Origin of the sequence: Aminobacter sp. DSM 101952 (assembly GCF_001424795.1) — a bacterium.
Classification (GTDB): domain Bacteria; phylum Pseudomonadota; class Alphaproteobacteria; order Rhizobiales; family Rhizobiaceae; genus Aminobacter; species Aminobacter aganoensis.
Genome location: NZ_LMCL01000023.1, coordinates 371,845 through 396,895 on the forward strand (window position 1 = coordinate 371,845; position 25,051 = coordinate 396,895).

Here is a 25,051-nt window from a genome sequence, read left to right on the forward strand (position 1 = left end):
ATTTCGCCCCGACTTATTTCTGATCGTCCTGAAAGCGAGCGAAAACATAGCCGGCGCCGCGCACGGTAACGATGCGACGCGGGTATTTGGGATTATCCTCGATTGCCGCCCTGATCCGAGAAATATGCACATCGATCGACCGATCGAACGCTTCGAGTTCCTCGCCTTTGACAAGGTCCATCAGTTGCTCGCGCGACAGCACACGTCCGGCATTCTCCGCCAATGTAACGAGAAGATCGAATTGATAGCTGGTCATCGGACAATCGCGTCCATCGATACGGACTGAACGAGAACCGGGATCTATCTCAAGCCGCCCGGACCGAAGGATGCGTGATGCGGCCAGATCGCCGCCACGGCGCCGCCGCAGTATAGCCTTGAGTCGTGCAAGCAGTTCGCGTGGATTAAACGGCTTTGGCAAGTAGTCGTCTGCTCCCAACTCCAGCCCGATAATCCGGTCCGTCTCGTCCCCTTTCGCCGTGAGCATAAGAATGGCCACGTCAGATACAGCTCGCATGCGGCGGCAGGCCTCGAAGCCGTCCAGATCGGGCAGCATGACGTCGAGAATTACCGCGTCTGGCGAACGCCGTTGCACATCGGCGAGGCCGGCATGCCCGGTTGCAGCGGTGTGGACAGCGTAGCCATTTCCCGAGAGATAGTCCGCAATCATGGCGGACAGGCGTGTGTCGTCATCGATGATCAGCACCTGTTCCGCCATGGTCGGGACTCTCCGGATTTCAACCTTGCAGTTGAAATCCTACCACCGGCCGTGATCTCCGCGCGCCTTGAAACGCCCCAACATCTTTGCCCTTTGTTCTGGCGTCAGGATTTCTGCTGCATCGACAAGAGTGGCCGTCATTTTCCGCGAGGCGGCATCGATCGCGGCAACGCGCTCACTGCGCAACGTTTCGATTGCAGACCGGTCGATAGTCGGCGCGCCCAGAATGTCGGCTGCGGCGTTGCGCGTGTCCCTGAAGTCGTCGAGCATCGGAGCGATCTCATTTCGGGCAGAACCGAAGAGTTCCCTTAGCTTCTTCGACTGTTCCGGTGTGGCATCGATATCTTCCATCATATGCTCCATCCGGCGCTCCGAGAAGCCACCTCGGCCCATCGAAGCATCCATCATCTGGTGCCCTTGGCCAAAATGCAGCATTCCGTGCCCATCTCCGAACTCGCCACTGTTGGCCACAGCAAGTCCAATGCCGGCAACTGCTGCGGCAGCAAGGCCGCCGATAACGATGCGCCGTCCCCAGCCACGCGACCCAGTTGCGGTGTTCGGAGCCGATGAGGTCTGCAAATTCTGCTTGTCGTTGTCCATGATCGCTTCCTTGGTTAGGCGGCACTTGCTGCCGCGATAACGCCAGACTGGAGGGCCAACGTTTCTCGAGTGACGGGGAAGTGTAAAGAAATGTGAAGGTGCCTCCCTATCGAGTAGGATTCCAAGGACGCTCTTTGACCTGGCTCAAGGCGGGGAGCGACCTATTCTTCCTTAGTGATTGCCAAGTTTCTGATGACCGTGGAAGGAAATGCGCATGGGAAGGCTTGACGACAACGATCGGGCGCACGCCATCGAGGATGGGGAAATTGCGCTGCTCCACCGCTACTGGCAGGCAGCGAATTATCTTTCGGTCGGCCAGATCTACCTTCTCGACAATCCTTTGCTGCGCGAGCCGCTGAAGCCCGAGCATGTCAAGGCCAGGCTGCTCGGTCACTGGGGTACAACACCCGGCCTCAACTTCATCTATGCCCATCTAAATCGGCTTATCCGGATGCGCGACCTGGACATGATCTATGTCTGCGGTCCCGGTCACGGTGGGCCAGGCATGGTCGCCAATACCTATCTCGAGGGCAGCTACAGCGAGATCTATCCAGAGATCAGCAGCGATCTCGACGGCGTGCGCAAGCTTTTCCGCCAGTTCTCCTTTCCCGGCGGCATTCCCAGCCACGCAGCCCCCGAGACGCCCGGCTCCATTCATGAGGGCGGCGAGCTCGGTTATGCGCTCGTCCACGCTTACGGTGCTGCTTTCGACAATCCCGATCTCGTCGTCGCCTGCGTCATCGGCGACGGGGAGGCCGAAACCGGCACGCTGGCGGCTTCGTGGCATTCGAACAAGTTCCTGAACCCCGCGCATGACGGCGCCGTGCTGCCGATCCTGCACCTCAATGGCTACAAGATCGCCAACCCGACCATCCTGGCGCGGATAGAGAAGGCGGAACTGGAAAGCCTTCTCCGCGGCTACGGCCACGAGCCTCTTTTCGTCGAAGGCGACGAACCCGAAGAGATGCACAGGCAGATGGCGGAAACGCTCGATTTCGCGCTCAAGCGAATCACCGAGATCCAGAGCAAGGCACGCAGCGCGGGCAATACCGACCGACCGCAATGGCCAATGATCGTGTTACGTAGCCCCAAGGGCTGGACCGGCCCCAAGGAGGTGGATGGCAAGAAAGTCGAGGGCTTCTGGCGCGCGCACCAGGTGCCAATCTCCGATCCGCGAAACGAGCCAGGTCACCTCAAACTGCTCGAGGATTGGATGCGCAGCTACCGACCCGAAGAACTTTTCGACAAACAAGGTCGGCTGTGTGCAGAACTGCAAGCGCTGGCGCCAAAAGGCAAGCGCCGGATGGGCGCCAACCCACACGCCAATGGCGGATTGCTCAGGCGTGACCTCGTGCTTCCGGACTTTCGTTCGCTTGCGGTTGAGGTCACGGCCCCGGGCGCCATCAAGTCGGAAGCTACGCGTGCCATGGGGCGTCTGCTCCGACAGGTAATGACGCTGAATGCCGAGGCACGCAATTTCAGGCTGATGGGCCCGGATGAAACCGCCTCCAACCGTCTCGATGACGTCTTTGCGGTCACCGACCGCGTCTGGATGGAAGGCATCGAGCCTTACGACGAACACCTAGCCCATGACGGCCGGGTGATGGAAGTGCTCAGCGAGAACCTTTGCCAGGGCTGGCTGGAGGGCTATCTGCTGACCGGTAGGCACGGCTTTTTTTCCTGCTACGAAGCGTTCATCCACATCGTTGACTCGATGTTCAACCAGCACGCCAAATGGCTCAAAGTTTCGCGCGAGCTGGCTTGGCGGCGGCCGGTCGCCTCGCTGAACTACCTTTTGACCTCGCATGTGTGGCGGCAGGATCATAACGGCTTCAGTCATCAGGATCCGGGCTTCGTCGATCTGGTCGCCAACAAGAAAGCCGACATCGTGCGCATCTATCTGCCCCCGGATGCGAACACGCTGCTGTGGGTCGCGGATCACTGCCTGCGCACATATAACCGCGTCAACGTGATCGTTGCCGGCAAGCAGCCGCAACTGCAATGGCTGAACATCACCGACGCGATTGCCCATTGCGAGACCGGTGCCGGCATTTGGCAATGGGCAGGCACGGAGCGAGGTGATGGCGAACCCGATGTGGTCATGGCCTGTGCAGGAGACGTGCCGACGCTGGAAACGCTTGCCGCGGTGGACCTGCTGCGGAGCGCCCTTCCCCAGTTGCGGATCCGCGTCGTCAACGTCGTCGACCTGATGACGTTGCAGCCGGACAGCCAGCATCCGCACGGTTTGACCGACAACGCATTCGACGCCTTGTTCACGCGCGACAGGCCGGTGATCTTTGCCTATCATGGCTATCCCTACCTCATCCATCGGCTCACCTATCGGCGCAACAACCACGACAATTTCCACGTTCGTGGTTTCAAGGAGGAAGGTACGACCACCACGCCCTTCGACATGGCGGTGCTCAACGAGCTGGACCGCTATCACCTCGCTATCGAGGCAATTGACAGGATCGGCAATCCGGGGCCCGATGCGGCGAAAACTCGCCGCAGCTTCGAGGACAAGCTGGCCGAACATTGGCGGTTCGTGCGCGAGCACGGGGAAGACATGCCCGAGGTGCGGGACTGGGCGTGGCGGCACTAGCGCAGGCAAGTCGGATCTGCAAGCGACCGTCGCGTGGTGGGACAAGGATCAGAAAGCATGATCGTTCTGGCTCTCAACGCCGGCTCGTCCAGCCTCAAGTTCGGCGTGTTCAAAGCTGCGACGAAACGCAAGGTTGAGCCGCTGATGCGGGGCCTCTTTGACGGTCTGGCCGACACGCCGCACTTTTCGGCGCAAGATGCTGCGGGACGCCTTCTTGCCGAAACGCCGTTGCGCCTTCCGGGCCAATCAACCGGCGCGTTGTTGCAGCAGCTTTTGAACTTTCTCGACACGCGGCTCGGCAGCGAGCAAATTGTTGCGGTCGGGCATCGGATCGTGCACGGCGGCAGTCGTTTCATTTCGCCCGTTCATCTGACGAACGAGGTTGTCGAGGCGCTCGAGGAACTCACGCCCATCGCGCCTCTGCATCAGCCCGCAAGCCTGGGTCCGGTCAAGGCACTGTCGGAGTTGCGGCCTGGGCTGGTGCAGATCGGCTGTTTCGACACAGCTTTTCACAGCACGCTTGCTCCACCTGTCAGCCGCTATGCCATTCCGCGCGAATATGAAGAGATGGGGTTAAAGCGCTACGGCTTTCACGGCCTGTCTTACGAGTTCATTGCCCATCAGTTGGGACGAATTTCACCCGATCTGCCCGCGAAAAAGACGGTGGTAGCGCATCTGGGCAGCGGCTGCAGCCTGTGTGCGATGGTCGACGGCAAAAGCCAGGATACGACCATGGGATTCACCGCGCTCGACGGCGTGATGATGGCCACCCGCTCGGGTGCCGTCGATCCGGGCATTATTCTCTATCTGCAGAAAGCCTGCGGTCTATCAATCGACGAAGTGGAGAACCTGCTTTACCGCCGCTCGGGCCTGCTCGGAGTGTCCGGAATTTCGGCGGACATGCGCGTTCTGCTTGCAAGCAGCGATCCGCAGGCCGCAGCGGCGATTGACTTGTTTGTCTTCAGCGTATCACGCGCCATCGCTGCGTTGGCCAGCACGCTTGGAGGAATCGAGCTTTTGGTGTTCACCGGAGGGATTGGCGAGCATGCCGCGGAGGTACGCAACGCGATCTGCCGTCGCCTCGACTGGCTGGGCGTTAAGCTTGATCTGTCAAAGAGCCATGACGTGCTCAGCGATACCGACAGCAAAGTGGAAGTTCGGGTGATTGCCACCAATGAGGAGATGGCAATTGCCAGACAGGTCCACTTGGCGCTGGAGAACGCAGCTGGACGATCGGAAGCAGCTTCCGCCTAGTTCTGCTTAGGTGAGCTCAGCGCGTGCCGAAGACGTCGAATTACTGCGGCACGTCCGCGCTCGTCGGCTTGCTGGCTTACCGCCTCGCTCACATCCAACAGCAACTGCGAAAGATCGTTGTGCCAATCCAGGCGTGCCACTTTCCCCGGCAGCAGTCGCTTCGGCTCATTGAGATCGACCTGGTGCGCACCCACCGGACCCAGATCAAAGGCATCATCAAGTTCCGGCAAGATAATCCGGTCTGCAGAAACAAAGGCGGACACACGCGACTTCAATCCCGACAAGCCAGACGCCTCGCCATGGGTCAGGAACACGCCCTTGTGGATCGGCAGGCGTTGACGCACCCAGTTATCGAGCTCTCTTGCATCAGCGTGTCCTGAATACAAATCCAGTTGCCGTATCCGAGCCTTCACCTGGAATTCCTCCCCCTGGATGCGAACCCGATCGGCACCGTCGACGAGGATTCGCCCCAAGGTTCCTTGTGCCTGAAATCCGGCAAGCATGACGGTCGCATTTCTGCGCCATATGTTGGCCTTGAGATGATGGCGGATACGTCCGGCGTCACACATGCCGCTAGCGGCGATCACGACATAAAAGCCCCTCAGGCGGTTGATTGCCTTGCTTTGCTCCACGGTTTCCGTGAAGCGCACTTCGCGCGAGTTGAGGGCCTGTCTCAACACGTCGCCTTCCTGAATCTCGTCGGCGTGCCGCTCGAAAATCGTGCTGGCGCGCGTGGCAAGCGGCGAATCCACGAAGATGTCAGCTTTGGGAATAGCTCCTTCGCGCATCAGGTAAAACAGGTCGACAAGCAGCTCTTGGGTCCGTTCGACTGCAAATGACGGGATGATCAGCGGCCCATTTGCCTCGAGCGCGCCACGCACCTCGTGCAGCAGCAATGATCGGCGCCTGTCAGGGGTGATTTCGCCTCGCTCGCGATCTCCATAGGTGGATTCACAGATCAGATAGTCGACATCGGCCGGAGCTTCCGGATCGGGCTGCAAAAGCTTGTGAGCGGGGCCAATGTCTCCAGAAAACAAGAGCCTGAGCGGCCTTGCCGCAGCCGCATCCTCGACTTCGATCTCAACCGATGCTGAACCCAGCAAATGGCCAGCATTCCAGAACCGGACCCGAATACCAGTCGCGACCTTGAACCATACTCCGTACTCTCTTGCATGGAACAGCGTCATGCACTTCGCGGCATCGTCCGTGCTGTAGATCGGCGCCACGGCGGCACGGCCGCGCTGGGCGTTGCGCCTGTTCAAATGCTCGACTTCCATCTCCTGGATATGCGCACAGTCCGGCAGCATCACCGAACAGAGATCGATTGTCGCGCGCGTAGCGTGGATAGGGCCGGAAAAGCCGTGCTTCATGAGTTTGGGAAGCAGGCCGCTGTGGTCGATGTGAGCATGCGTCAGCACCACGGCGTCGATCTTGGCTGGATCGAAGGGAAAATCGCCATAGTTGAGTTCTCGTTCGGACTTCGACCCTTGAAACAACCCGCAATCGATCAGGATTCGACCACTTCCAACTTCGAGCTCATAGCACGAACCAGTCACTGCATGGGCCGCTCCATGGAATCGTAGACGTGGGATCATTTCCTTGATGCTCCGTGAAGCGTGCGAAACAGGCAGTCCAATTAACAGCCCAGCTTCGCCGATATCCCGTGGAAAACCTTGACCGGGATCAAATATGAGATCGATATCGTCAGCAGTACAGCTCTATCGGCAAGCGTCGGCATGACGAAGAAAAGCGCGGGCATCCTGATGTTTAGGCGCACTGCAGTGGAGCTGCAGGTACTCCTGATCCATCCTGGCGGGCCATTTTGGAGCAAGCGCGATCTTGGGGCTTGGTCGATACCCAAGGGCGAATATGCCGACGGCGAGGAGCCCGATGCAGCCGCCAGGCGAGAATTCCTCGAAGAGACAGGCGGCCAGCCTACAGGTGAGCTTATTCCGCTCGGTACCCAGCGCCAGCCTAGTGGGAAGATGGTGACAGCCTTCGCCCTGCAAGGAGATTTCGAACCCGCCGCGTTACGGAGCAATCTCTTCGAGATGGAATGGCCACCACGTGGTGGGACAAAGCAACACTTCCCAGAGGCGGATCGTGCTGAGTGGTTTGCAATGCCCGACGCGCAGCTCAAGATCATCGCCGGCCTGAGACCATTTCTTGACCGGCTCCAACAGCTCATTGCGGGTCAGGAAACGCCCGACCGATCAGCATAACAACAAGGCGCGTGATACGAGGCGAGACAATGCAAATCCGCGACTTGCGCTATTCGCACATCTCTGCGAGCGACCGCCATTTCGCAATCTCGACTGTACGCAGGGACAACAAACGGATGATCCCACGTTCCCTGAGCTTGGTGAAGACACGCGAAACGGTCTCAAGCGAGAGGCCGAGATAGTCGGCGATGTCAGTGCGCGACATCGGCAATTCGAGTCGGTCAAGACCACCCTGACGCTCGAACATATCTACTAGAAATGCCGCGACCCGTTCCGGCGCATTTTGACGGCCCAGCACCAGAAGATGCTCTTGTGCCCGCACCAGCCCCCGCAATGCCAGCGGCAGAAGTTCCCGCGACAGTTCCGTGGTTGCCGAAATCCTGATGGAAAGTGTGCAGGTAGCCCCTACCGCCTCGGCAAAGAAATGATGCCGATCGTCCGCTTCAAATCCGAAGACCTCGCCTGGCAGATGGAACGCCGAGATCTGGCGACGACCGTCTGCCAGCAGGCGGTATGTTCGTACGCACCCAAACTTCACGATGTAGAGGGAGCGAGCTTCGCTCCCTTGCGAAAATATCTCCGAACCGGCCGCATGAAAGGCAGACGGCATTGCTGCGCCAAATGAGAATGCGGGCGTGTGAACAAGCGGGCACCCGTCGTCCAATTCGGCGCCAGTCAAGAAATCTGCTCTGCTGTGTAGGGTCATGGCGCTCTCCCGGAAGCTAGTGTCGAGAGATCTATCGCGCAATTCGGACAGCTGGAAAATTCGGTTATGTCCCTACGGGAGAGTACGTAGACGTCATCCAGTCTGATGCTCTTTACTTGAGTCCAGCCCAGCCTCGAGCGCCATTCGGACGAGGTCAGGCAGGCTTTTGGCTTCCATCTTGGACATCACGTTGGCCCGATGGACCTCAACCGTGCGCGGGCTGATGTCGAGATCGTAAGCGATTGTCTTGTTTGGGAGCCCCGCGACAACGGCCGAAAACACCTCACGCTCCCGCTCGCTCAAGGAGGCGGCCCGAGCTCGAATGGCGGAAATGTCTTCATGGACTGCCACTTTGCCAAGGCTGGCGGCCGCGCGATCAATCGCAGCGGCCAGAATTTCTTCCTTGAATGGCTTCTCGATAAAATCGAGCGCGCCGGCCTTCATCGCTTCAACCGCCAGCGGGACGTCCCCATGTCCAGTAATTACAATGGTTGGAATGGACGAAGGCAGTTGGCGAAGGCGCTGAAGCAGTTCGATCCCATCCAAGTCTGGCATACGCAGATCGGTCACCAGACATCCATTGTTGATTGCCGGGGCGACTGCCAGGAACGCCGTTGCAGATTCATGCTGTCGTACAGTGTACCCAGCCATTGTCAGCAAGAACACCAAAGACCTTCTGACCGGTTCCTCGTCGTCGACGACATGAACGACGTAGTCACCCTTGTCCATTGGCTCCCCCCTCGTCATAAGCAGGCAACGTAAATCGGAAAGTCACGCCCCCGTGGGCGTTTCTTCTCATGCTTATGATGCCAGCATGGGCTTCGACGATGCGCTTGGCAATCGACAGACCGATGCCCATGCCGCTTGGCTTGGTGGTGACAAAGGGTTTGAACAGACGCGCTGCGACTTCATCGGGAATTCCTGGCCCTGTGTCGGACACCTCAACAGCGACTTCACCTGGCTCTCCAAGAAATGTTCGCACGGAGAGAAGACGTACCTCGCTGTCGCGCATTGCCTCCATGGCGTTGCGCATGAGATTTGTAAGAACCTGTTGAATCTGGACCGCATCGACTATCACCATACCCGCGCCCGGCGCAAAGTCGAAAACAGACCGAACACCGCGTTCTCTCGATCCCATAAGGGCTAGCGCTCCAGCTTCCTCGACAAGCTTTCGGATATCCTGGGGGGCCTTTTCTGTCTCGCCGCGCATCACGAATTCGCGGAGATGACGGATGATCTCGCCCGCCCGAAGCGATTGCGTCGAGATCTCCTCGAGAGCTTCTGGCAAGTAGGATGCTGCCTTCTGCGGACTTTCGCGCAGCATGCGTATGGATCCTTGGGCGTAGTTTGCAATCACCGACAAAGGTTGATTGAGTTCATGCGCAAGTGTCGAAGCCATCTCCCCAAGCTCGTTGAGCCGGGAGAGCCTGGCCAATTCGTCCTGGATTTCCTGCAATCGCGTCGCAGACTCCTCACGCTCGGTCAAATCGCGGACAAACCCGGTAAAATATGTCTTGTTACCAGACTTCATCTCGCCGACAGCAAGTTTCATAGGAAACGTCGAACCGTCCTTGCGGCGGCCAACGACAACACGGTCGATACCGATGATGCGTTTCTCGCCAGTGGTCAGATAGCGCTGGATGTAGCCATCATGACCGCCTCTATAAGGTTCTGGCATGAGCATGCGCACGTTTTGCCCCCTGACTTCTTCCTCCTGATAGCCGAATTGCCGGATGGCTGCCGCGTTGAAGGAAACTATTGTGCCGTCCTTCTCAATGACGATGGTTGCATCGAGCACTGTGTCCAAGATTGATCTCAAGTGGGCTTCGCGCTCATCGAGCGTGCGTTTTGTCTCCTCAACGGCACTCCAGGCGCGATGCAGGAGGTCGCCCATCCCCACAATCGCCAGCCCGACCAGCGCAAACACGACGAAAACGAGAACATCGGTATCGCCCGTAAGCTGAAGGCCGCCAATGTAGAAAACTGCAGACAACGACATGACGACGGCCAGAAGCCCAGGCCCGATACCGCCGGCTATGGAGGCGGCGAGGATCGCCGGAACGAACAACGTAAAGATCGCGCGATCTGCAAGGGCACCCTGTAGCCCCAAACGAAGGAGCAGGGCGGCGCCGACCACTGCCACGGCAAGAAGATAGGACGCCTTCCCATGGTAACGGAGCGGGAAAACGTAGCGGCGCAGTGGCTTCAAGCTTGCGGCTTCAACCACGACCTGGTCTCAACGCTGCCATGGCTGGGGTCCAATTCGTGATCGGGTGGTCACACGTTGCGCTTGATGTTACATCGCAGCGCGTCGAAGGGCCATAGCAACTGGCCGCGGATAGCCAGCTTGGCAGGGCGCCCCGCAGTGACGGCAATGAATTTTTTTCAATTGCCACGAAAGCGAAACGTTCAAACTCAGGCTACGGTTTACCCCTTACATCGGGCCAACGATGCCCTGGACGATCTGCGAGCGGGGCGGATCAGTGGAGCAGCCGTCCTAGTGCCTTGACTGCAGGTCAAAGAGCTCGCTCGCCCAGCCTTTCCATCTGGCGTATCCACTTTGACCGCCGCGAAGGATTGTGCCCGCCGACCGGGCCAAAAAGCGTCTCGCGAACGGGTTTGATCCCGACGAAATTAAGGATGCCCCGACGCATGCTCGCGATTCCGTGGTTGAGAAACCAAAGCCGATAAAACATGGCGGGCATGCCCATCGTCACCACGATCCGGGCCGAGCGGCCACGTAGCAGGGACTTGGTCAGCGATCCCTCCTTGTCCGGATAGTCGAATGCCACTCCTGGTCGCATGACTTGTTCGAGAAACCCCTTGAGCAGCGCGGGCATTGTACCGAGCCACAGCGGGAACACGAATACCAAGTGTTCGGACCAGACTATCGCCTCGACGGCCTCCCTCAGCATTGCTGGAACAGGTCCATGTTCGAATTCATCGGCGCTCCGCAATAGCGGGAAATCCATGGTGGCGAGATCGATCTTTCGGACTTGATGCCCCGCGCGCTCTGCACCGGCAGCATAGGCTGCCGCCAGCGCGCGGCAGAACCGATCCGGAGCAGGGTCCGGATGACCTGTGATAATGAGGATACGGCGCGACACGGGGCTCACATATCGTTGGACATACGCGCCGATCGCACGCTGCTGCGGCCAAGGGGTGCCCGCCTGGTCGGCCAACGATGATCGGTGTTGGGGCGATCGGAGGCGGCAAAGAAGCGCATCTTCAGCCATTCGGAGGTGACCGCATAGGCAGCGGTAATGCAGAGCAGACCGCCGAGCACTGGCAACGGCAGCGGTTCGAAGCCGAACCAAGCTGCAATTGGCAAGTAGGGCAACGCGACAGCCACCACTCCGACAGCGATGGTAAGCATCGTCAGCGTGCGGCTTGGGCGGCTTCTCCAGGCAGGCTTGTGCGTTCGGATCACCAACACAATGGCCAGTTCAGTAAGCAGTGATTCCGTGAACCATCCCGTCTGAAAGGCCGACGGTGAGGCGTCGACGACAAACAAGAGAAACGCAAAAGTGACCGCATCGAAAAACGAGCTGGCCAAGCCAAAGCGAACCATGAATCGGCGGATGAAGCCAATGTCCCATCTCCGCGGGCGCCGCGTCTCCTCGATATCGACATGGTCGGTCGCGATTGCCAGCGCCGGGAGGTCGGACAGGAAATTGTTAAGCAGAATTTGTTTGGCCAGAAGTGGCAGAAAGGGAAGGAAAAGCGAGGCAATTGCCATGCTGGTCATATTGCCAAAATTCGCGCTCGTCGTAATTGCGATATATTTCATGGTATTAGCAAAAGTCTTTCGACCATCGTCGATCCCCAACATGAGAACGCCCAGGTCTCGCTTGAGCAAGATGATATCAGCCGCCTCGCGCGCCACATCGACGGCGTGCTCTACTGAAATGCCGACATCTGCCTGGTGCAGCGCCGGCGCATCGTTGATGCCGTCTCCGAGGTAGCCGACTATCTTTCCACGCCGTTTCAGGGCCTCGACGATGTGTTCCTTCTGGTTGGGGTCAATCTCGGCGAAGATGTCGATTTCAGTAACGCGCGCGAACAAGGCGTCCTTCGTCAAATGCATCAATTCGCTTCCCGTCATGACGGCGTCGGCTGATAGACCGATTGCCTTGGCAAGATGCTTTGCGACATGCCTGTCGTCGCCCGAGATCATCTTGACCGACACGCCGCGCTTGGCGAGGTCTCTCAACGTGCCTGCCACGCCCTCTTTGGGCGGGTCGAAAAACAACAAGAAGCCTGCAAGCGTTAACCCGGTTTCATCATCGCGGGTAACCTTATCGCCGGGTTCGACTTCGCGGAGCGCCAGAGCAAGCACGCGGAAGCCCTGTTCGCTCCATCGTTGGACAGTCTGATCAATTTTGCGCTTGCGCTCAGCACTGAGGGGAAGAGTTCTTTTGCCATCGATGACTGAGGCGCTTACGTCCAACACTGTCCTGACCGCACCCTTGCAGATCATCAGCGCTTTGTTATCTGCAACACGGACGACGACCGACAGTCGCTTGCGGATGAAATCGTAGGGCAGTTCATCAACCTTCAACCACTCGCCGTCTTGAAGCTGCCGTTCTGGAATGGCCGCCACGATCGCTTCGTCGAGAGGATTCTTGATCCCGGTTTGGAGCGAGGCGTTCAACCCAGCCCAAGCAAGTACCTGTTCGGACGGGCGTCCTTTTGCATCCGTCCACCGATCAAGCTTAATAGCGCCTTCGGTGAGTGTGCCCGTCTTGTCGGTACACAGCACGTCCATGCTGCCAAGGTTCTCTATCGCCTCCAGCCGACGCACGATGACCCCGCTTTTCGCCATGGCTGCCGCTCCGCGAGCGAGCGTCACGCTGATGATGGCCGGCAATAATTCAGGGGTGAGGCCTACAGCGAGCGCAAGCGAAAACAGCAGGGATTCTGTAAGCGGCCTGTCGAGTAAAAGGTTGACGACGAAGACCACGATAACGATCGCCAGCATCACCTCGGTCATCAGGTAGCCAAAACGTCGTATCCCCTTGGCGAACCCGCTTTCATCAATCTGTTTTTCGACAGCATCGGCAATGCCAGCGAATTCAGTCCCCCGCCCCGTCGCCACGGCAAGGACAATTGCTGTGCCACTTCGAACGGAAGTCCCGGTGAAAACTGAGTTCGTCCGCCCACCGATTGGGCTATCCGCCGCCACAACACCCGGCGATTTCACGACCGGAAAGGATTCGCCGGTGAGAACTGCCTCGCTGACATTGAAATCGCGCGCCTCGACAATGAGCCCGTCCGCAGCAACGAGATCCCCGGCAGAAAGCTTCAGAATGTCGCCAGGGACGACTTCATCAACGGCAACTTCGGTCTCGATCCCATCGCGCAACATCATGACTTTGCGCAGGAGTTGGCGCTTTAGCGCCGCGACAGCCTTTGACGCCCCATACTCCTGCGTAAATCCCAGGCCGCAGCTCGCCAATAGGATCAAGCAGATGATGAGTGCTTCCTGCCTCTCTCCCATCACAAAGGAGATTGTCGCTGCGAACATGAGTATGAGTACCAAGGGGCTTCGGAGTTGCCGCAGCAGTAATCGTGCCGCCTCGCCCGCCGAACGCCCTTCGATAGCATTCGGGCCATAAATCTTGCGGCGTCGGCTCGCCTGTGCCGAACTCAAGCCATTGGGCTGTGTATCCAGCGCGGCCATGACCTCCGCCAATGGCCTAGACCAAAATGCCTCAACTTGTGGATTCATCCTGCCGTCACCTCACCCCGGCTGCGCAGGCATCTTCCATCCCCTACGGTGCGGGTTTGACCTCAGGGACGCTTGGCTCTTGCACTCAGGGTCGCTCCACCCTCGCGATCTGATAGGTGTGCATTGCCCCCTTGGGGCCGACAGAGACATATTCGCCAACAGCGAACCGTTCCTCTCCCAGGCGAAATCCGATCTCGTCATCCTTGTCGCCTTCGGAAAAGTCAAAAAACCATTGTCCCCCCGGCTTGCGCCTGAGCAATCCGATGCGGTCCTCCATATCTGCGCTGAATTTTCTGACGCGGCAGACCGTTTGGTGTTTCTTCCAGTCGGCAGCATCGATCCGGCTTTCACCATCCAGAGGGATCAGCAGGTCGTAGCCGACGTCCTGTTCTCCACCGGGATGACCCTTTTCGCGTGCGAGCAGCAGCCGAACGTTGCGAAAATTGGGCGTGAGATCTTTCAAAGACGTCATGGCAAAGTCCTTTCTTTGCCCTGAAATAGCCTATGGCATGCAAATGGCCTTGATCGGCGTCAAATCGACTGTTGCAATCCTGCTAGAACGCAGCCCCCAACTTCAGGCTGGCGATACCGAATACGAACGCGATGGCGGTCACTACAAGCAGGGGCGCCGAAAACCGAAACGGGCCGGAAATCATCGCCAATCCGAGACGCCCAATCGCGTTCACTGCAAGTGCGAGCAGTACCGCCAGCGTGGCGACCTGGGTGGAAGCAACGTCCTTAGCCAGGCGAAGCGCACTCAGGACCGCGATATCGACATCGAAAAGCGCTGAAACGACCGAGACCGCGAGCACACCAGTGCTGCCGACGAAGCCGGCGAGCAAGGCACTTGCCACCGAGGCAACAGCGAAAAAGGCGGCAAATACAAGCAAAGGACCAAGTTCGAAGGGATTGCGCATGGGGGCTTCGGCGACCTTACGGTCGCCAACTCGCGACAGAAGGAACAGCCCGCCAACCGCGAAAACCGAAGCTGCAGTGAGCGCCACTGGTGCCGCACCTACTGCAACAGCTGGCTCCAACATAAGCACGATAACCATCACGCGAACGATCGAAACCAGGGCCGCAAGGCAAGCTGCTCCTGCAAGCGACGACACACCGCTGACAGCGGTGGCCGAACGCGCCAGCGCGACAGTGACAGCGGTGGACGAAACAACCGCTCCAGTCACTGCACTTACCAACAGTCCCCGCGTCGGACCGAACACGCGCACCGCGACATAACCCGCGTATGAGATCGCAGCGATCAAGACAGTGAAGATCCAGACCTCGCGCGGATTGAACCCACCCCAAGGATCAACTGTCCTATCCGGCAATAGGGGCAGAACGACCGTCGTCATGACCGCAAGGATAAGAGCCGAACGGAGTTCCACCCAAGTCAGCCGCCGCAGAAGACCATGCAGCAATTCGCGACTGGCCAGCACCGCTGCCAATGCGGCGCCGCCCGCTGCCGCGGCACGATAGTCACCAGCCACCGCCAGCGCCCCGAGTGCAAAAACTGCCAGCCCAGCAACTACTCCCGTGACGCTGAAATCTTCATCGTGAACTGCCTCGCGCGCCTTGTACCAAGCAAGGACCACAGTAAACCCGAGGAAACCTGCAACAAGCACTGATGGCGTGTTGAATGCCTGGGCTAGGGCTGCGATGACACCGCCCAACAGTCCCGAGATTCCGAAAGTGCGAATGCCCGCGGTCCGGCTTCGATCTGGTGCGTTTCTTTCCTGCCAACCTCGTTCAAGGCCAACCAGAAGGCCGATAGCGAGCGCAAGGCCGAGACGGGCAATGATCTCGTCCATCATCTATGCGCTCCTCAGTACACTGAAACGGACAAGCGCTTGAGTGGCCATTGGGCCATCGTCTTGTCAACGGCTTGGTCACTGGACCGGGCACATTCCGACCGGCTCCGCCTGCAAATCTACCCGTACCTCGCCTTTAGAATTTGGTCGCCACCAAGGGCGCGCAGCGCATTCAGGATTACTGCCACATCAATTCCCTCTTGCAGAAGAGCGCCTGCGACAGGTGTGATCAAGCCGAATGCTGCCGCGATCATCGCCGCGCCAGATAGTGCCAGCCCCACAACTATGCTCTGCTTTGCGATGGTCGTTGTCCGATGTGCAATTGCAACAGCATCAGCGACAGGCCCCAAGTGATCGGTCAACACAATGACGTCAGCGGCTTCGGATGAAGCAGTGGCACCTCGGGCGCCCATCGCAATACCCACCGTCGCGGTGGCCAACGCCGGGGCATCATTGATGCCATCGCCAACCATCATTGTCGGCGCCGCAAGGGCTTCTGCTTTGATAAGCCCAACCTTGTCGGCCGGCGACGCATCCGCAACGATCCGGTCAAAACCGAGTGTCCCACCGATCCGATTGGCGGTCTCGGCATCATCCCCCGTAAGCATCAGGCTGCGGGTGATCCCCGCGCGCCTGAGCCGTGACAAGGCGTCGACCGCGTCGGCACGCAGCCCATCTCCCAGGACAAGGATGGCAACCAGCCGCTCGTCGACTGCGACATAGACGGCCAACGCTGGCTGGCCTTTGTAGCGGGCGACGATCCTTTCAGCCCATGCAGGCAAGTCACGGCCGGCAAGGATGAGCGATTGAGAGCCTGCGGATACACTCACACCACACACAATCCCCTTGAGGCCCGATCCGCGATACTCGACAACCCGTTCAGGCCGAAACAGGTTGAGGCCCTTGTTTTTGGCGAGAGCAACGATTGCATCGGCCAGGACGTGATGGGAGGCCTGTTCCAAAGAGGCCAACAACCCGAAAAGCTCGTCGCTGTCACGTCCCGGTGCGACTTCCATCTCCACGAGTTGAGCTCCGCCGTATGTCAGCGTGCCAGTCTTGTCGAAAACTGCCGTCCGGGCTTTGGCGAGAGCCTCCAGGGCGGTGCTTCCTTTCATCAAAATGCCGTGCCGAGCCGCACGTGATACCCCGGCAATAAATGCGATCGGTGCAGCCAGGATGAGCGGACAAGGTGTCGCAACCACAAGAACCGCAAGTGCCCGGATGGGATCGCTCGAGGCGTACCAGGCAAGGGCCGCCACCATCAGTGTCAGCGGTAGCAAGATCAATGCAAAACGATCCGCCATGCGAATGAACGGAGCCCTGGCTGTCTGAGCCGCCTCGACCATTCTTACGATGCCGGCATAGGTACTTTGGCCTGCCAGCGCGGACGCACGCATGTGAAACATCTCACCTGCATTTACTGTCCCGCTGCGCAACGCATCGCCGCGCTTGCAGACCATTGGGAACGGCTCACCGGTTATCGCAGACTCGTCAATTCTGGCGTCGTCGAGCAGCACACCATCGACGGGCAGCACCTCACCAGCTCGTACCATGAGCTCGTCGTCGACTGAGACCTGTTCGACCGGAATGCTCTCAAAACGTTCCCCGGACCTGCGATGCGCAATCCGGGGTGACCTATCAGTCAGCGCCTTCAGATCACGCTCGGCGCGCCCCCGTGCATAGTCCTCGAGCACGTTGCCGCCCGTATACATGATCGCCACGACAACAGCGGCCAAGGCTTCGTCGAACAACAGTGCCGCTGTCATCGAAAGCAATGCGATCGCGTCAACGCCAAGGCGACCAGCAAATACATCGCGGAAGATGGACACTGCTAGCGCCGCGATTACCGGCAAGGTGGCCAGCGCCCATACACTTTCAGATGGAAGCGGAAGCTGGACTCCCAACACGCCGGCAAGCCCAGCCGCCAAGCCGGCGACAGCAATTGCAAGCAACGATTTCCGGAGCAGCGGTTCGTACACGGCGTTCCTCCGGCTCTGGCCGCCCTCCACGGCGACGAAATGCGAATGCGACAGGCTCACTTCGCCGTTGAATCATTGTTTTGGGTACCGGGGACCTCGCTGCCGCCCATCATGCCAGGACCACATCCGAGCGGCATGTTTTCCCATTTGTGTTCCTTCGGGAGCTTGATCCCCATTTCCTCTGCCCGTTTCTGCATCAGCTGCTGATGCTCGGCGCGGATCGCGCCACATTCCGCTTCGGTCTTCGCATTGTGCATCCTGTCAATCATCTTGGTCATGTCGTCGGCCGACATCATCTCGTGCCCTTGGAACATCAAGGGGCCGTGCATCTGCGCGAACGTGCCACCAGCCATCGCAGCAGTTGCGATCGCGGCGCCCAGTGACAATCTGATCAAGTGCTTCATCACAAGTTCCTCCCGTTGTTAGCTCAGTCGACCACATCGGCAACTCAGTAGCCTTGACGCAGGTCAATCTCATCGAGCGAACCGCAGGGGTTGATTTGAAGCAAAGCATCTCCGCACGCCTGGGCCTACGGTGACAACAGGAGGACAGGCGACTTGACCATCCGGAATCTTGAATTCGCAGTACACCCCAAATCAGTGGCTGTCTTTGGTGCTTCGACACGACAGGGATCTGTCGGGCGCGTTGTCATCGAAAACATCGCCCAAGGCGGCTTTGAAGGGGAGATATGGCCAGTCAATCCAAAATATCGGGAAATCGTCGGCAGGCCTTGTTACCGCCAAGCACAAGACCTTCCGGGCATTCCGGACCTCAGTGTCATCGTCACCCCCCCAGCCACCGTTCCAGCCATCATTCGCGAACTCGGCAACAAGGGGGGCAAGGCGGCAGTCGTGATTACAGCGGGTCTCACCGCTGAAAACGGGCTCAAGCAAGCCATGCTCGATGCAGCCAAGCCAAATCTTTTCCGGATAATTGGACCGAACACGCTCGGGTTGATGATCCCGTCGCTCAAGCTCAATGCCAGCTTCGCACACAAGCCGGCACGATCTGGCGGGATTGCGCTGCTTTCACAGTCCGGGGCCGTCGTGACCGCGTTGGTGGATTGGGCGCTGGAAAACAATGTCGGCTTTTCACACGTAGTCTCCTTGGGGGAAATGGCCGACGTCGACGTCGGAGATTATCTCGACATGCTTGCTGGCGACCCTGCTACGCACGCCATCCTCATGTATCTCGAGACGATCCCGAACCCGCGAAAGTTCATGGCGGCCGCGCGCGCCGCAGCGCGCCTCAAACCCGTGATCGCCATAAAATCTGGACGGCATGAACAGGCCGCCAAGGCTGCCGCTACGCATACAGGCGCGCTTGCTGGGGGTGATCGCGCGGTCAGCGCAGCTTTCAGGCGCGCCGGGGTGCTCCGTGTCAAAGGCCTGCTGGAACTCTTCGATGCAGCCGAGACCATGGCCCACTTTGCCCCACTGCAGCAAAGCCGCGTAGGCATCGTGACGAACGGCGGCGGCGCTGGAGTGCTCGCGCTCGACGAACTTTTGGATCGGGGGTGCGACCTGGCCGAACTGTCGTCTGCGACTTTCGACAGGCTGAATGTTTGTCTGCCTTCAACGTGGTCGCGGGCAAATCCGGTCGACATCATCGGCGACGCGCCTCCAAGTCGATACACCGAGGCCATCCAGGCCGTGGCGGACGATGCCGGCACGGACGCCCTGATGGTTCTGAACTGTCCCACGGGACTCGCGTCGGCGACCGAAGCTGCCGCAGCCGTCGCCTCCATTGCGCATGACGGCAAGATAAATGGCAAACCGATGCTCACGTGCTGGCTTGGCGAAAACACCGCAAAAGCCGGACGAGACATACTGCAGAACGCAGGCATCGCCAGTTTCGAGACGACAGCTGAGGCAGCACGAGCAGTTTGTTATCTCGGCGACTGGTCCCGGGCCCAAACCGCGCTCATGCGAGTGCCCTCAACTTACGACGACGCTTTCAACGCGGATCGAGATCTTGCGCGTTCGGTGTTCCGTCAAGTTGCCAAGGAAGGGCGGTCCATGCTGACCGAACCCGAGGCCAAGACAGTGATCGCGGCCTACAGGATACCGACGCCAAAGACAGTGGTAGCCAACTCACCGTCCGAAGTTGGTCAGGCAGCGGCCACCATGCTCTTGACCGCAGAAAAGGTTGTTGTGAAGCTTCTGTCCAAGGACATTTCGCACAAGTCGGATATCGGCGGCGTTGTGCTTGATATCAGGTCTTCTGCTGCGGCCGAAAATGCCGCTGAGGCCATTTACCAGCGTGTCCGTAAGGCCATGCCGGGTGCCTCGGTGGACGGCTATTCAGTGCAGCCTATGATCATAAGAAAGCAGGCCCATGAACTGATCTTGGGCATGAACCGCGACCCGATATTCGGGCCCGTCATGCTGTTCGGCACGGGAGGGGTTGCGGTTGAAGTGTTGAACGACACCGCGATGGCGCTACCGCCTCTGGATGATGTTCTGGCTGGAGATATGATCGACAGTACGCGTGCCGGCCGCCTGCTGGCCGGCTTCCGCAATCGCGAGCCAGCCAACCGCGCCGCACTGTTGACGGCGTTGAATAGCATCTCGCAACTGGTCGTCGATTTTCGCTGCATCACATCATTGGACATCAACCCTGTCCTGGTCGACGCGGACGGGGCGATGGCCTTGGACGCCCGCATCCAAATCGATCCGGCGAAGGTCGAAGAACCGAGCCCCAACGCCGATCTCGTCATTCGTCCCTACCCGGCAAAGTGGGAGCGGAGTGTTGACTTCAATGGGATGGAATATTCCATCAGACCCATCAAACCGACTGACTTCAGTCTCTATCCACCGTTCCTCGCTCAAGTCTCGCAGGAAGACCTCAGGTTCCGATTTCTCGGGCCGCGCAAGAACTTTCCCGACCAGATGCTGAAACGGCTGACACAACTCGACTACGAACGAGAAATGGCATTCGTTGCGATCGAGGCCGCCAGTGGCAAGCTCGCGGGCATCAGTCGCCTCTCATGCGACCCTGACCACGCCGTGGCCGAATATGCGCTGCTCGTCCGGACAGATTTACAGGGTAAGGGCCTCGGCTGGGAACTGCTACGCCAGATCATCGACTACGCACGTGCCGATGGTATCGCCAAGATCGAAGGCATTGTCCTCAGCGAGAACCGGAAAATGCTGGCCATGTGCAGGGAATTCGGGTTTGCCATTAAACACGTCGCAGAGGACTACGGCCTCTGTGTCGCGACACTCATGCTGAAGTCGCCTCAAGTGCTTGCAGCTACCCCGGTTGGTGCGGGCTGAAAGCCAAAACATCTGCAGCGATCCGGGCAGGAACACGGGCAGCATCAAGTTTCACCCAACTGACATCATCGTCATGGCGTCGCAACTGCCGTGACAATACATCAATGGTCGCGTCCGATGGCCCTCCCTTTCGTTCGCTCACCCGCTGCCAAAGCAAAGTCGGGTCAGCCTCAAGCCAGAAGCCGACGAAGGGTAAATGCCTTTCGCTGGCACTACGCTCGATCCTTTGCCTGTCCGACCGGCGATCAAAAACGGCATCGGCAACCACCGAACCGCCCTGGGAAAGGATCAACCCGGCACGCCAGGCCATCTCGGCATAGACGCGTTCTGATACCTCCGGCAGGTATGCCCTCGCCGGCAGTCGGGTTTCGGCCGACACGCCGTGAAGACTTTTCCTTACGCGATCGCTTTCGACTATCCGTGCCCCTGGAGGCGCCCCGATATGCGCGGCGACAGCTTCAGCAACTGTGGTCTTGCCGGAACCGCTCAAGCCTCCAAAAGCGACAAGCCTCGGCGGACAGTCGATAAGCAACTGTCGGGCAAGTTCGAAATATGATTTCGCTTCGGCAACCAGCTTCACCTTGTTGTCACCGCCCTCGTCTGCGAGCGTCGCGGTAACATGCGAACGGACCGCAGCGCGGATCGCCATCAGCATGGGCAAAAGGATGAAGCCGTCTTCATCGTCCGCCTCATCGAGATAGCGGTTCACAACCAGGTTGGCGAACTCTGGCAAACCACGATGCCAGAGGTCCATCAGCAGGAATGCGAGGTCGTAGAGCACGTCTACCGTTGCGATCTGGTCATTAAATTCAATGCAGTCGAAAAGCCGCGGCTCGCCTTGAAACAGGCAGATGTTTCGCAAGTGGAGGTCCCCGTGGCAGCGCCGTATCTTGCCGTGGCGTCCGCGGCTATCTAGCAGGCCCTCATGGCGTACCAACGCACTCCGGAACAGCCCGTCGAACGCTTCAACTTCGACATCGGTAAAGACGCTGCTCGTTGCAAACCCAGCACGGTTGATGTCGAGCACGTGTCCCAGGTTCGCCGTACCGGTGCCGGAATGAGAAACAGGGGCGCCACGGTGAAACCGTATGATCGTTCGAGCGACGTCCGTCATGAGTTTTGGCGTCAGTTCGCCGGCCAAAGCCATTCGATCCAGCAAGGCCGATTGATCGAAGCGACGCATCTCGACCACTGCGTCGACGAGTTCGCCAAGTCCATCGAACTCCAGCTGGCCGTTATGCGTACGCGTCAAGCGCCGCGTAGCTAGATAGAGGCCCGGCGCAGTCATTGAATTACGCTCGACCTCCAGCTTGCAGACAGCCAGCCGAAGGTCTGCCGTCGAAAAATCCGCATAGGGTAGCTTGACCGCTCGCTTCATCTTGAAGGCGCGCTCTCCAACAAGAAAGACGCGGGAAATATGCGTCTCAATCAGTTCCACTTTGTTGGCGTCACGATGCGTCGCCGCATTCAATAAGAAGGCGACTGCGGCTGTCTGGTCTTCGGTGAGCATCGCAATTTCCCGTCGGTCGAGTGCTATCGAGCGTCGCCCTGCAAGGCCGCCCCTATCTCTGCAGCGTCTGTATGTACTCTGCGAGCTGGTGAACTCTCTCCTGGGTCACAGCTTCTCCGCCCGTCGCACCATAGGTGCGTTGGTCGCTTTCCAGGAATTCGCGTCCCCAGACCGGCATTTCGCGCTCGCCATGCCCTGGCACGATGTGGCGACCGTCAATTATCGCCATCACCAGTTGAAAGGGAAACTCATCGCCGTTTCGCTCCGAGAGCAGAGACAAGTCGGAAGGGGCCGTCTGCAGCTCCGTAGCCAGAGGTCCATCACCCTTCCCGCGCACGCCATGACAGAGCGCGCATGAATTGATGAACTCACTTTCGCCGTAGCCCATCTCTTGGGCGGCGATTGGCCATGAGCTTGTTGCCAGAAAGATAGAGGTTGCGATCAAACAATTCATTTCGGCTCCCCCGCGAATAGGGACAAAGCCTAACTGATCGACCAGGCCAATCTTTGATCCCTGTCAAACCTGTCGTCAGATGCCCTCCACGATTTGACGCAGCGCAAGGAATGTCCCCGCCGTTGGCGATATCGATTGCTGCTCAAGTGTCCCATCAGGCGAGAGGAACCACGCTATGCCCTTCAAGACAATTCTAACGGTCACCGGTACGCATCGCGGCGACAACGACATCAAGCTGGCGACCAGCCTGTGTGAAGAAGTCGGCGCTCACCTATCTGTGCTTGCGGTGGCACTCGCCGCCCCGCCACCGATTGGCGACTACGCGGCTCCGATCTCCGATGCCTGGATGGAAGAACGTCGCGCCGACCTCGAACAGCTCGGAAAACGGACCGGCGCAGTTTCGCACCTGCTGGCCAGCTCCGCGATATCCGCCGACGTTACCAACGCCTATGCCGAAATCGGCTGGGCCGATGAAATCATCGGTCGGCGGGCCCGCTACGCCGACCTGACCCTCATTGGACCGGAACTATTGTCGGACGGCACCCTCAAAGACAAGACCATTGAAGGCGCCCTTTTTTCGTCGGGCAAACCAATGCTGCTGGTTCCTGAAGGATCGAGGCCAAGCCTGCAACCAAGGAAGGTGATGATTGCCTGGGATTCGCGCATCGAAGCCTCCCGCGCCGTTCGTGAGGCAATCCACATGCTGACGGCCGCTGATGATGTGCGCCTGGTTCTTGTCGATCCTGTCGAAGGAGAAAGCCACCAAGGTGCCGAACCCGGCGCCGACGTCGCGACCTATCTTGCCCGTCATGGCGCGAAAGTCATGGTCGAGCGGCTTCCAAGTTCGGGCCGGAGCGTTGCTGAGGTGCTGAAGCGACATGCCGCGGATATGTCGGCAGACCTGGTTGTGATGGGTGCCTACGGCCATTCGCGCCTGCGCGAAAAGTTGTTCGGCGGCGTTACCAAGTCGATACTTAATGACCTTTCAAAGCCCGTATTCATGGCGCACTGAATGGCCAAGGCCCGATGCTCAAGCTGTCTTCGACCACAAGGGCAACTGCCTTGCCGTTAGGATGCGGGATTTTCGGCACTTTCGACGTGATGGGGCCAGATTGAACTTCAGCTCAGATCCTTGTCTCGGGCGTGACTGCGCTCGCAAGCCGGACACTTGCTTCGAACCGGCTCTGGCTGTCTTGGCGCGGTGACCTAAGAGTAAGCGCGCTGCCCAAGCGGTGGGCGATCGTGCGGCTGGCGCTGGCAGTTGGCAAGGTATCCGACGCTGCTTTCGACATCGGGGTGGGCGATGCGGTAACAGCCTGGGGATTCGGCCCGGCCGCCGCCGCCGACCTGATCCGCACGGCCCTGACGGCGCGCCGCATTCCCGCGCATGAAGCGATCGAGCTGGGCGACGGGGAGGTACGGAAGCTTGTACCCATTGCGCTCGACCTCAACGGCATCGCCAAGGGCTTCGCGGTGGACCGGCTGGCCGAAAACGCTAGCCACCCTCGGAGTCCGTGATGCACTGGCCGGCATAGACGGCGAAATGCGGGCCATGGGACGGAGGCCGGACGGCGAGACCTGGACGGTCGCCGTGGAACTGCCCGATCCGGACCGGCGAGCACCGCATTCGGTCCTGTCCCTGCAGGACAGCGCCGTGGCGACCTCAGGCGACTACCGCCACTGGGTTGAGGTGCAGGGACGGCGGCTCTCGCACACCATGGACCCGCGTAGAGGCACACCACTTCTCGATGCCCCTGCCTCAGTCACGGTTGTCCGATTGCCGGTTCGTCCGCGAATATTCGCCCGACGCTGCACGCACGGATGCTATCTGCTTCGCCTCGAAGCAGGAAAAGGGCGTCGATCCCGACTTTCCGCGCCAGAACCCCGCCCTCGCCGGGGCCGAGCACCATCAAGGCGGTGGCCCAGGCGTCGGCGGCCGCACAGGACGGGGCGAGCCACGCAGAGGGATGGAGCATTCGAATGCAGACCGCCTAAAGAACGTGCTGTTGCCCTGGGAGGTTTCCTGGGCGGGGCCGCCCTCTACGGCGGACGGACCTGGCCTCAAACGATCTGGCCTGTGGGCTCCCCATGGTCGCCTTCCTGCTCCTGGGATCCTGCACTGCCTGAGGAGTTGGAGTACCAAAACGCGGACATGTATCGGCGAGGACTCGACACTATCTCTGGCAAATAAT

At 59.2% G+C, this 25,051-nt stretch carries 21 protein-coding genes; 7 read left to right on the top strand and 14 right to left on the bottom strand.

The genetic code is table 11. The annotated features are described in order from the left end of the window. Nucleotides 1-13: 13 nt before the first annotated feature. Both ASC75_RS15880 and ASC75_RS15885 read right to left on the bottom strand, forming a co-directional pair. Nucleotides 14-715: a response regulator transcription factor gene (locus ASC75_RS15880; RefSeq protein WP_055977384.1), complete on the bottom strand. Its 702-nt coding sequence runs from the start codon at nucleotides 713-715 to the stop codon at nucleotides 14-16. A gap of 39 nt (nucleotides 716-754) precedes the next feature. Further along, nucleotides 755-1,315, bottom strand: coding sequence for a Spy/CpxP family protein refolding chaperone (locus tag ASC75_RS15885; RefSeq protein WP_055977387.1), 561 nt, complete (start codon nucleotides 1,313-1,315; stop codon nucleotides 755-757). 214 nt (nucleotides 1,316-1,529) lie between these two features. Between ASC75_RS15885 and ASC75_RS15890 the strand changes: the two genes are divergently transcribed. Then, nucleotides 1,530-3,917 (top strand): phosphoketolase family protein, encoded by a 2,388-nt coding sequence (locus ASC75_RS15890; RefSeq protein ID WP_244487850.1) that lies wholly within the window; start codon nucleotides 1,530-1,532, stop codon nucleotides 3,915-3,917. A 57-nt stretch (nucleotides 3,918-3,974) separates the two neighbouring features. Then, on the top strand, nucleotides 3,975-5,171 hold the full coding sequence (locus tag ASC75_RS15895; protein WP_055977394.1) for an acetate/propionate family kinase: 1,197 nt from the start codon (nucleotides 3,975-3,977) through the stop codon (nucleotides 5,169-5,171). Here ASC75_RS15895 and ASC75_RS15900 read toward each other — a convergent pair. Beyond that, nucleotides 5,168-6,766 (bottom strand): MBL fold metallo-hydrolase, encoded by a 1,599-nt coding sequence (locus tag ASC75_RS15900; RefSeq protein ID WP_055977397.1) that lies wholly within the window; start codon nucleotides 6,764-6,766, stop codon nucleotides 5,168-5,170. The two genes, ASC75_RS15895 and ASC75_RS15900, sit on opposite strands and share 4 nt — an antisense overlap. A 141-nt stretch (nucleotides 6,767-6,907) precedes the next feature. Between ASC75_RS15900 and ASC75_RS15905 the strand changes: the two genes are divergently transcribed. After that, nucleotides 6,908-7,393: an NUDIX domain-containing protein gene (locus ASC75_RS15905; protein WP_055977734.1), complete on the top strand. Its 486-nt coding sequence runs from the start codon at nucleotides 6,908-6,910 to the stop codon at nucleotides 7,391-7,393. A 49-nt stretch (nucleotides 7,394-7,442) separates the two neighbouring features. Here the strand turns inward: ASC75_RS15905 and ASC75_RS15910 are convergent, their stop codons facing one another. From ASC75_RS15910 to ASC75_RS15950, 9 genes are all read right to left on the bottom strand, one after another. Beyond that, nucleotides 7,443-8,099 (bottom strand): helix-turn-helix domain-containing protein, encoded by a 657-nt coding sequence (locus tag ASC75_RS15910; RefSeq protein ID WP_244487851.1) that lies wholly within the window; start codon nucleotides 8,097-8,099, stop codon nucleotides 7,443-7,445. A 93-nt stretch (nucleotides 8,100-8,192) separates the two neighbouring features. After that, on the bottom strand, nucleotides 8,193-8,828 hold the full coding sequence (gene fixJ / locus ASC75_RS15915; RefSeq protein WP_055977738.1) for a response regulator FixJ: 636 nt from the start codon (nucleotides 8,826-8,828) through the stop codon (nucleotides 8,193-8,195). Beyond that, complete coding sequence (locus tag ASC75_RS15920) at nucleotides 8,815-10,326, bottom strand: PAS domain S-box protein (RefSeq protein ID WP_055977400.1); 1,512 nt, start codon at nucleotides 10,324-10,326, stop codon at nucleotides 8,815-8,817. Before ASC75_RS15920 ends, fixJ begins: the two co-directional genes overlap by 14 nt. A 289-nt stretch (nucleotides 10,327-10,615) precedes the next feature. Next, a complete protein-coding gene (locus ASC75_RS15925; RefSeq protein ID WP_055977740.1) occupies nucleotides 10,616-11,206 on the bottom strand; it encodes an NAD(P)H-dependent oxidoreductase in 591 nt (196 codons plus the stop codon). Between the two features lie 5 nt (nucleotides 11,207-11,211). Next, a complete protein-coding gene (gene mgtA, locus ASC75_RS15930) occupies nucleotides 11,212-13,830 on the bottom strand; it encodes a magnesium-translocating P-type ATPase (RefSeq protein ID WP_055977403.1) in 2,619 nt (872 codons plus the stop codon). 85 nt (nucleotides 13,831-13,915) lie between these two features. Next, entirely contained in the window at nucleotides 13,916-14,302 is a 387-nt protein-coding gene (locus ASC75_RS15935; RefSeq protein WP_055977406.1) for a hypothetical protein, read from the bottom strand. 82 nt (nucleotides 14,303-14,384) lie between these two features. Then, a complete protein-coding gene (locus ASC75_RS15940; protein ID WP_055977744.1) occupies nucleotides 14,385-15,638 on the bottom strand; it encodes an MgtC/SapB family protein in 1,254 nt (417 codons plus the stop codon). Between the two features lie 119 nt (nucleotides 15,639-15,757). Next, nucleotides 15,758-17,617, bottom strand: a complete 1,860-nt coding sequence (locus tag ASC75_RS15945) for a heavy metal translocating P-type ATPase (protein WP_055977747.1) — start codon at nucleotides 17,615-17,617, stop codon at nucleotides 15,758-15,760. Nucleotides 17,618-17,673: 56 nt separating this feature from the next. Further along, nucleotides 17,674-18,021, bottom strand: coding sequence for a hypothetical protein (locus tag ASC75_RS15950; RefSeq protein ID WP_055977408.1), 348 nt, complete (start codon nucleotides 18,019-18,021; stop codon nucleotides 17,674-17,676). A gap of 153 nt (nucleotides 18,022-18,174) precedes the next feature. On the opposite strand from ASC75_RS15950, the gene ASC75_RS15955 reads away from it, so the two are divergent. Beyond that, entirely contained in the window at nucleotides 18,175-20,895 is a 2,721-nt protein-coding gene (locus ASC75_RS15955) for a bifunctional acetate--CoA ligase family protein/GNAT family N-acetyltransferase (RefSeq protein WP_055977411.1), read from the top strand. On the opposite strand, the gene ASC75_RS15960 is transcribed toward ASC75_RS15955, so the two are convergent. Continuing rightward, nucleotides 20,873-22,405, bottom strand: a complete 1,533-nt coding sequence (locus ASC75_RS15960) for a bifunctional aminoglycoside phosphotransferase/ATP-binding protein (protein WP_055977416.1) — start codon at nucleotides 22,403-22,405, stop codon at nucleotides 20,873-20,875. The genes ASC75_RS15955 and ASC75_RS15960 overlap by 23 nt on opposite strands. Before the next feature lie 52 nt (nucleotides 22,406-22,457). After that, nucleotides 22,458-22,859 carry a c-type cytochrome gene (locus ASC75_RS15965; RefSeq protein WP_055977418.1) on the bottom strand — a complete coding sequence of 134 codons (402 nt, stop codon included), beginning with the start codon at nucleotides 22,857-22,859 and terminating at the stop codon, nucleotides 22,458-22,460. A gap of 175 nt (nucleotides 22,860-23,034) precedes the next feature. On the opposite strand from ASC75_RS15965, the gene ASC75_RS15970 reads away from it, so the two are divergent. The 3 genes from ASC75_RS15970 (at nucleotide 23,035) to ASC75_RS26760 (ending at nucleotide 25,050) form a co-directional block, all read left to right on the top strand. Continuing rightward, nucleotides 23,035-23,871, top strand: a complete 837-nt coding sequence (locus ASC75_RS15970) for a universal stress protein (protein WP_055977421.1) — start codon at nucleotides 23,035-23,037, stop codon at nucleotides 23,869-23,871. 230 nt (nucleotides 23,872-24,101) lie between these two features. Continuing rightward, nucleotides 24,102-24,377 (top strand): FAD:protein FMN transferase, encoded by a 276-nt coding sequence (locus ASC75_RS26895; protein ID WP_256371622.1) that lies wholly within the window; start codon nucleotides 24,102-24,104, stop codon nucleotides 24,375-24,377. Nucleotides 24,378-24,411: 34 nt separating this feature from the next. Next, nucleotides 24,412-25,050: an FAD:protein FMN transferase gene (locus ASC75_RS26760; RefSeq protein WP_256371621.1), complete on the top strand. Its 639-nt coding sequence runs from the start codon at nucleotides 24,412-24,414 to the stop codon at nucleotides 25,048-25,050. Nucleotide 25,051: the final 1 nt, after the last annotated feature.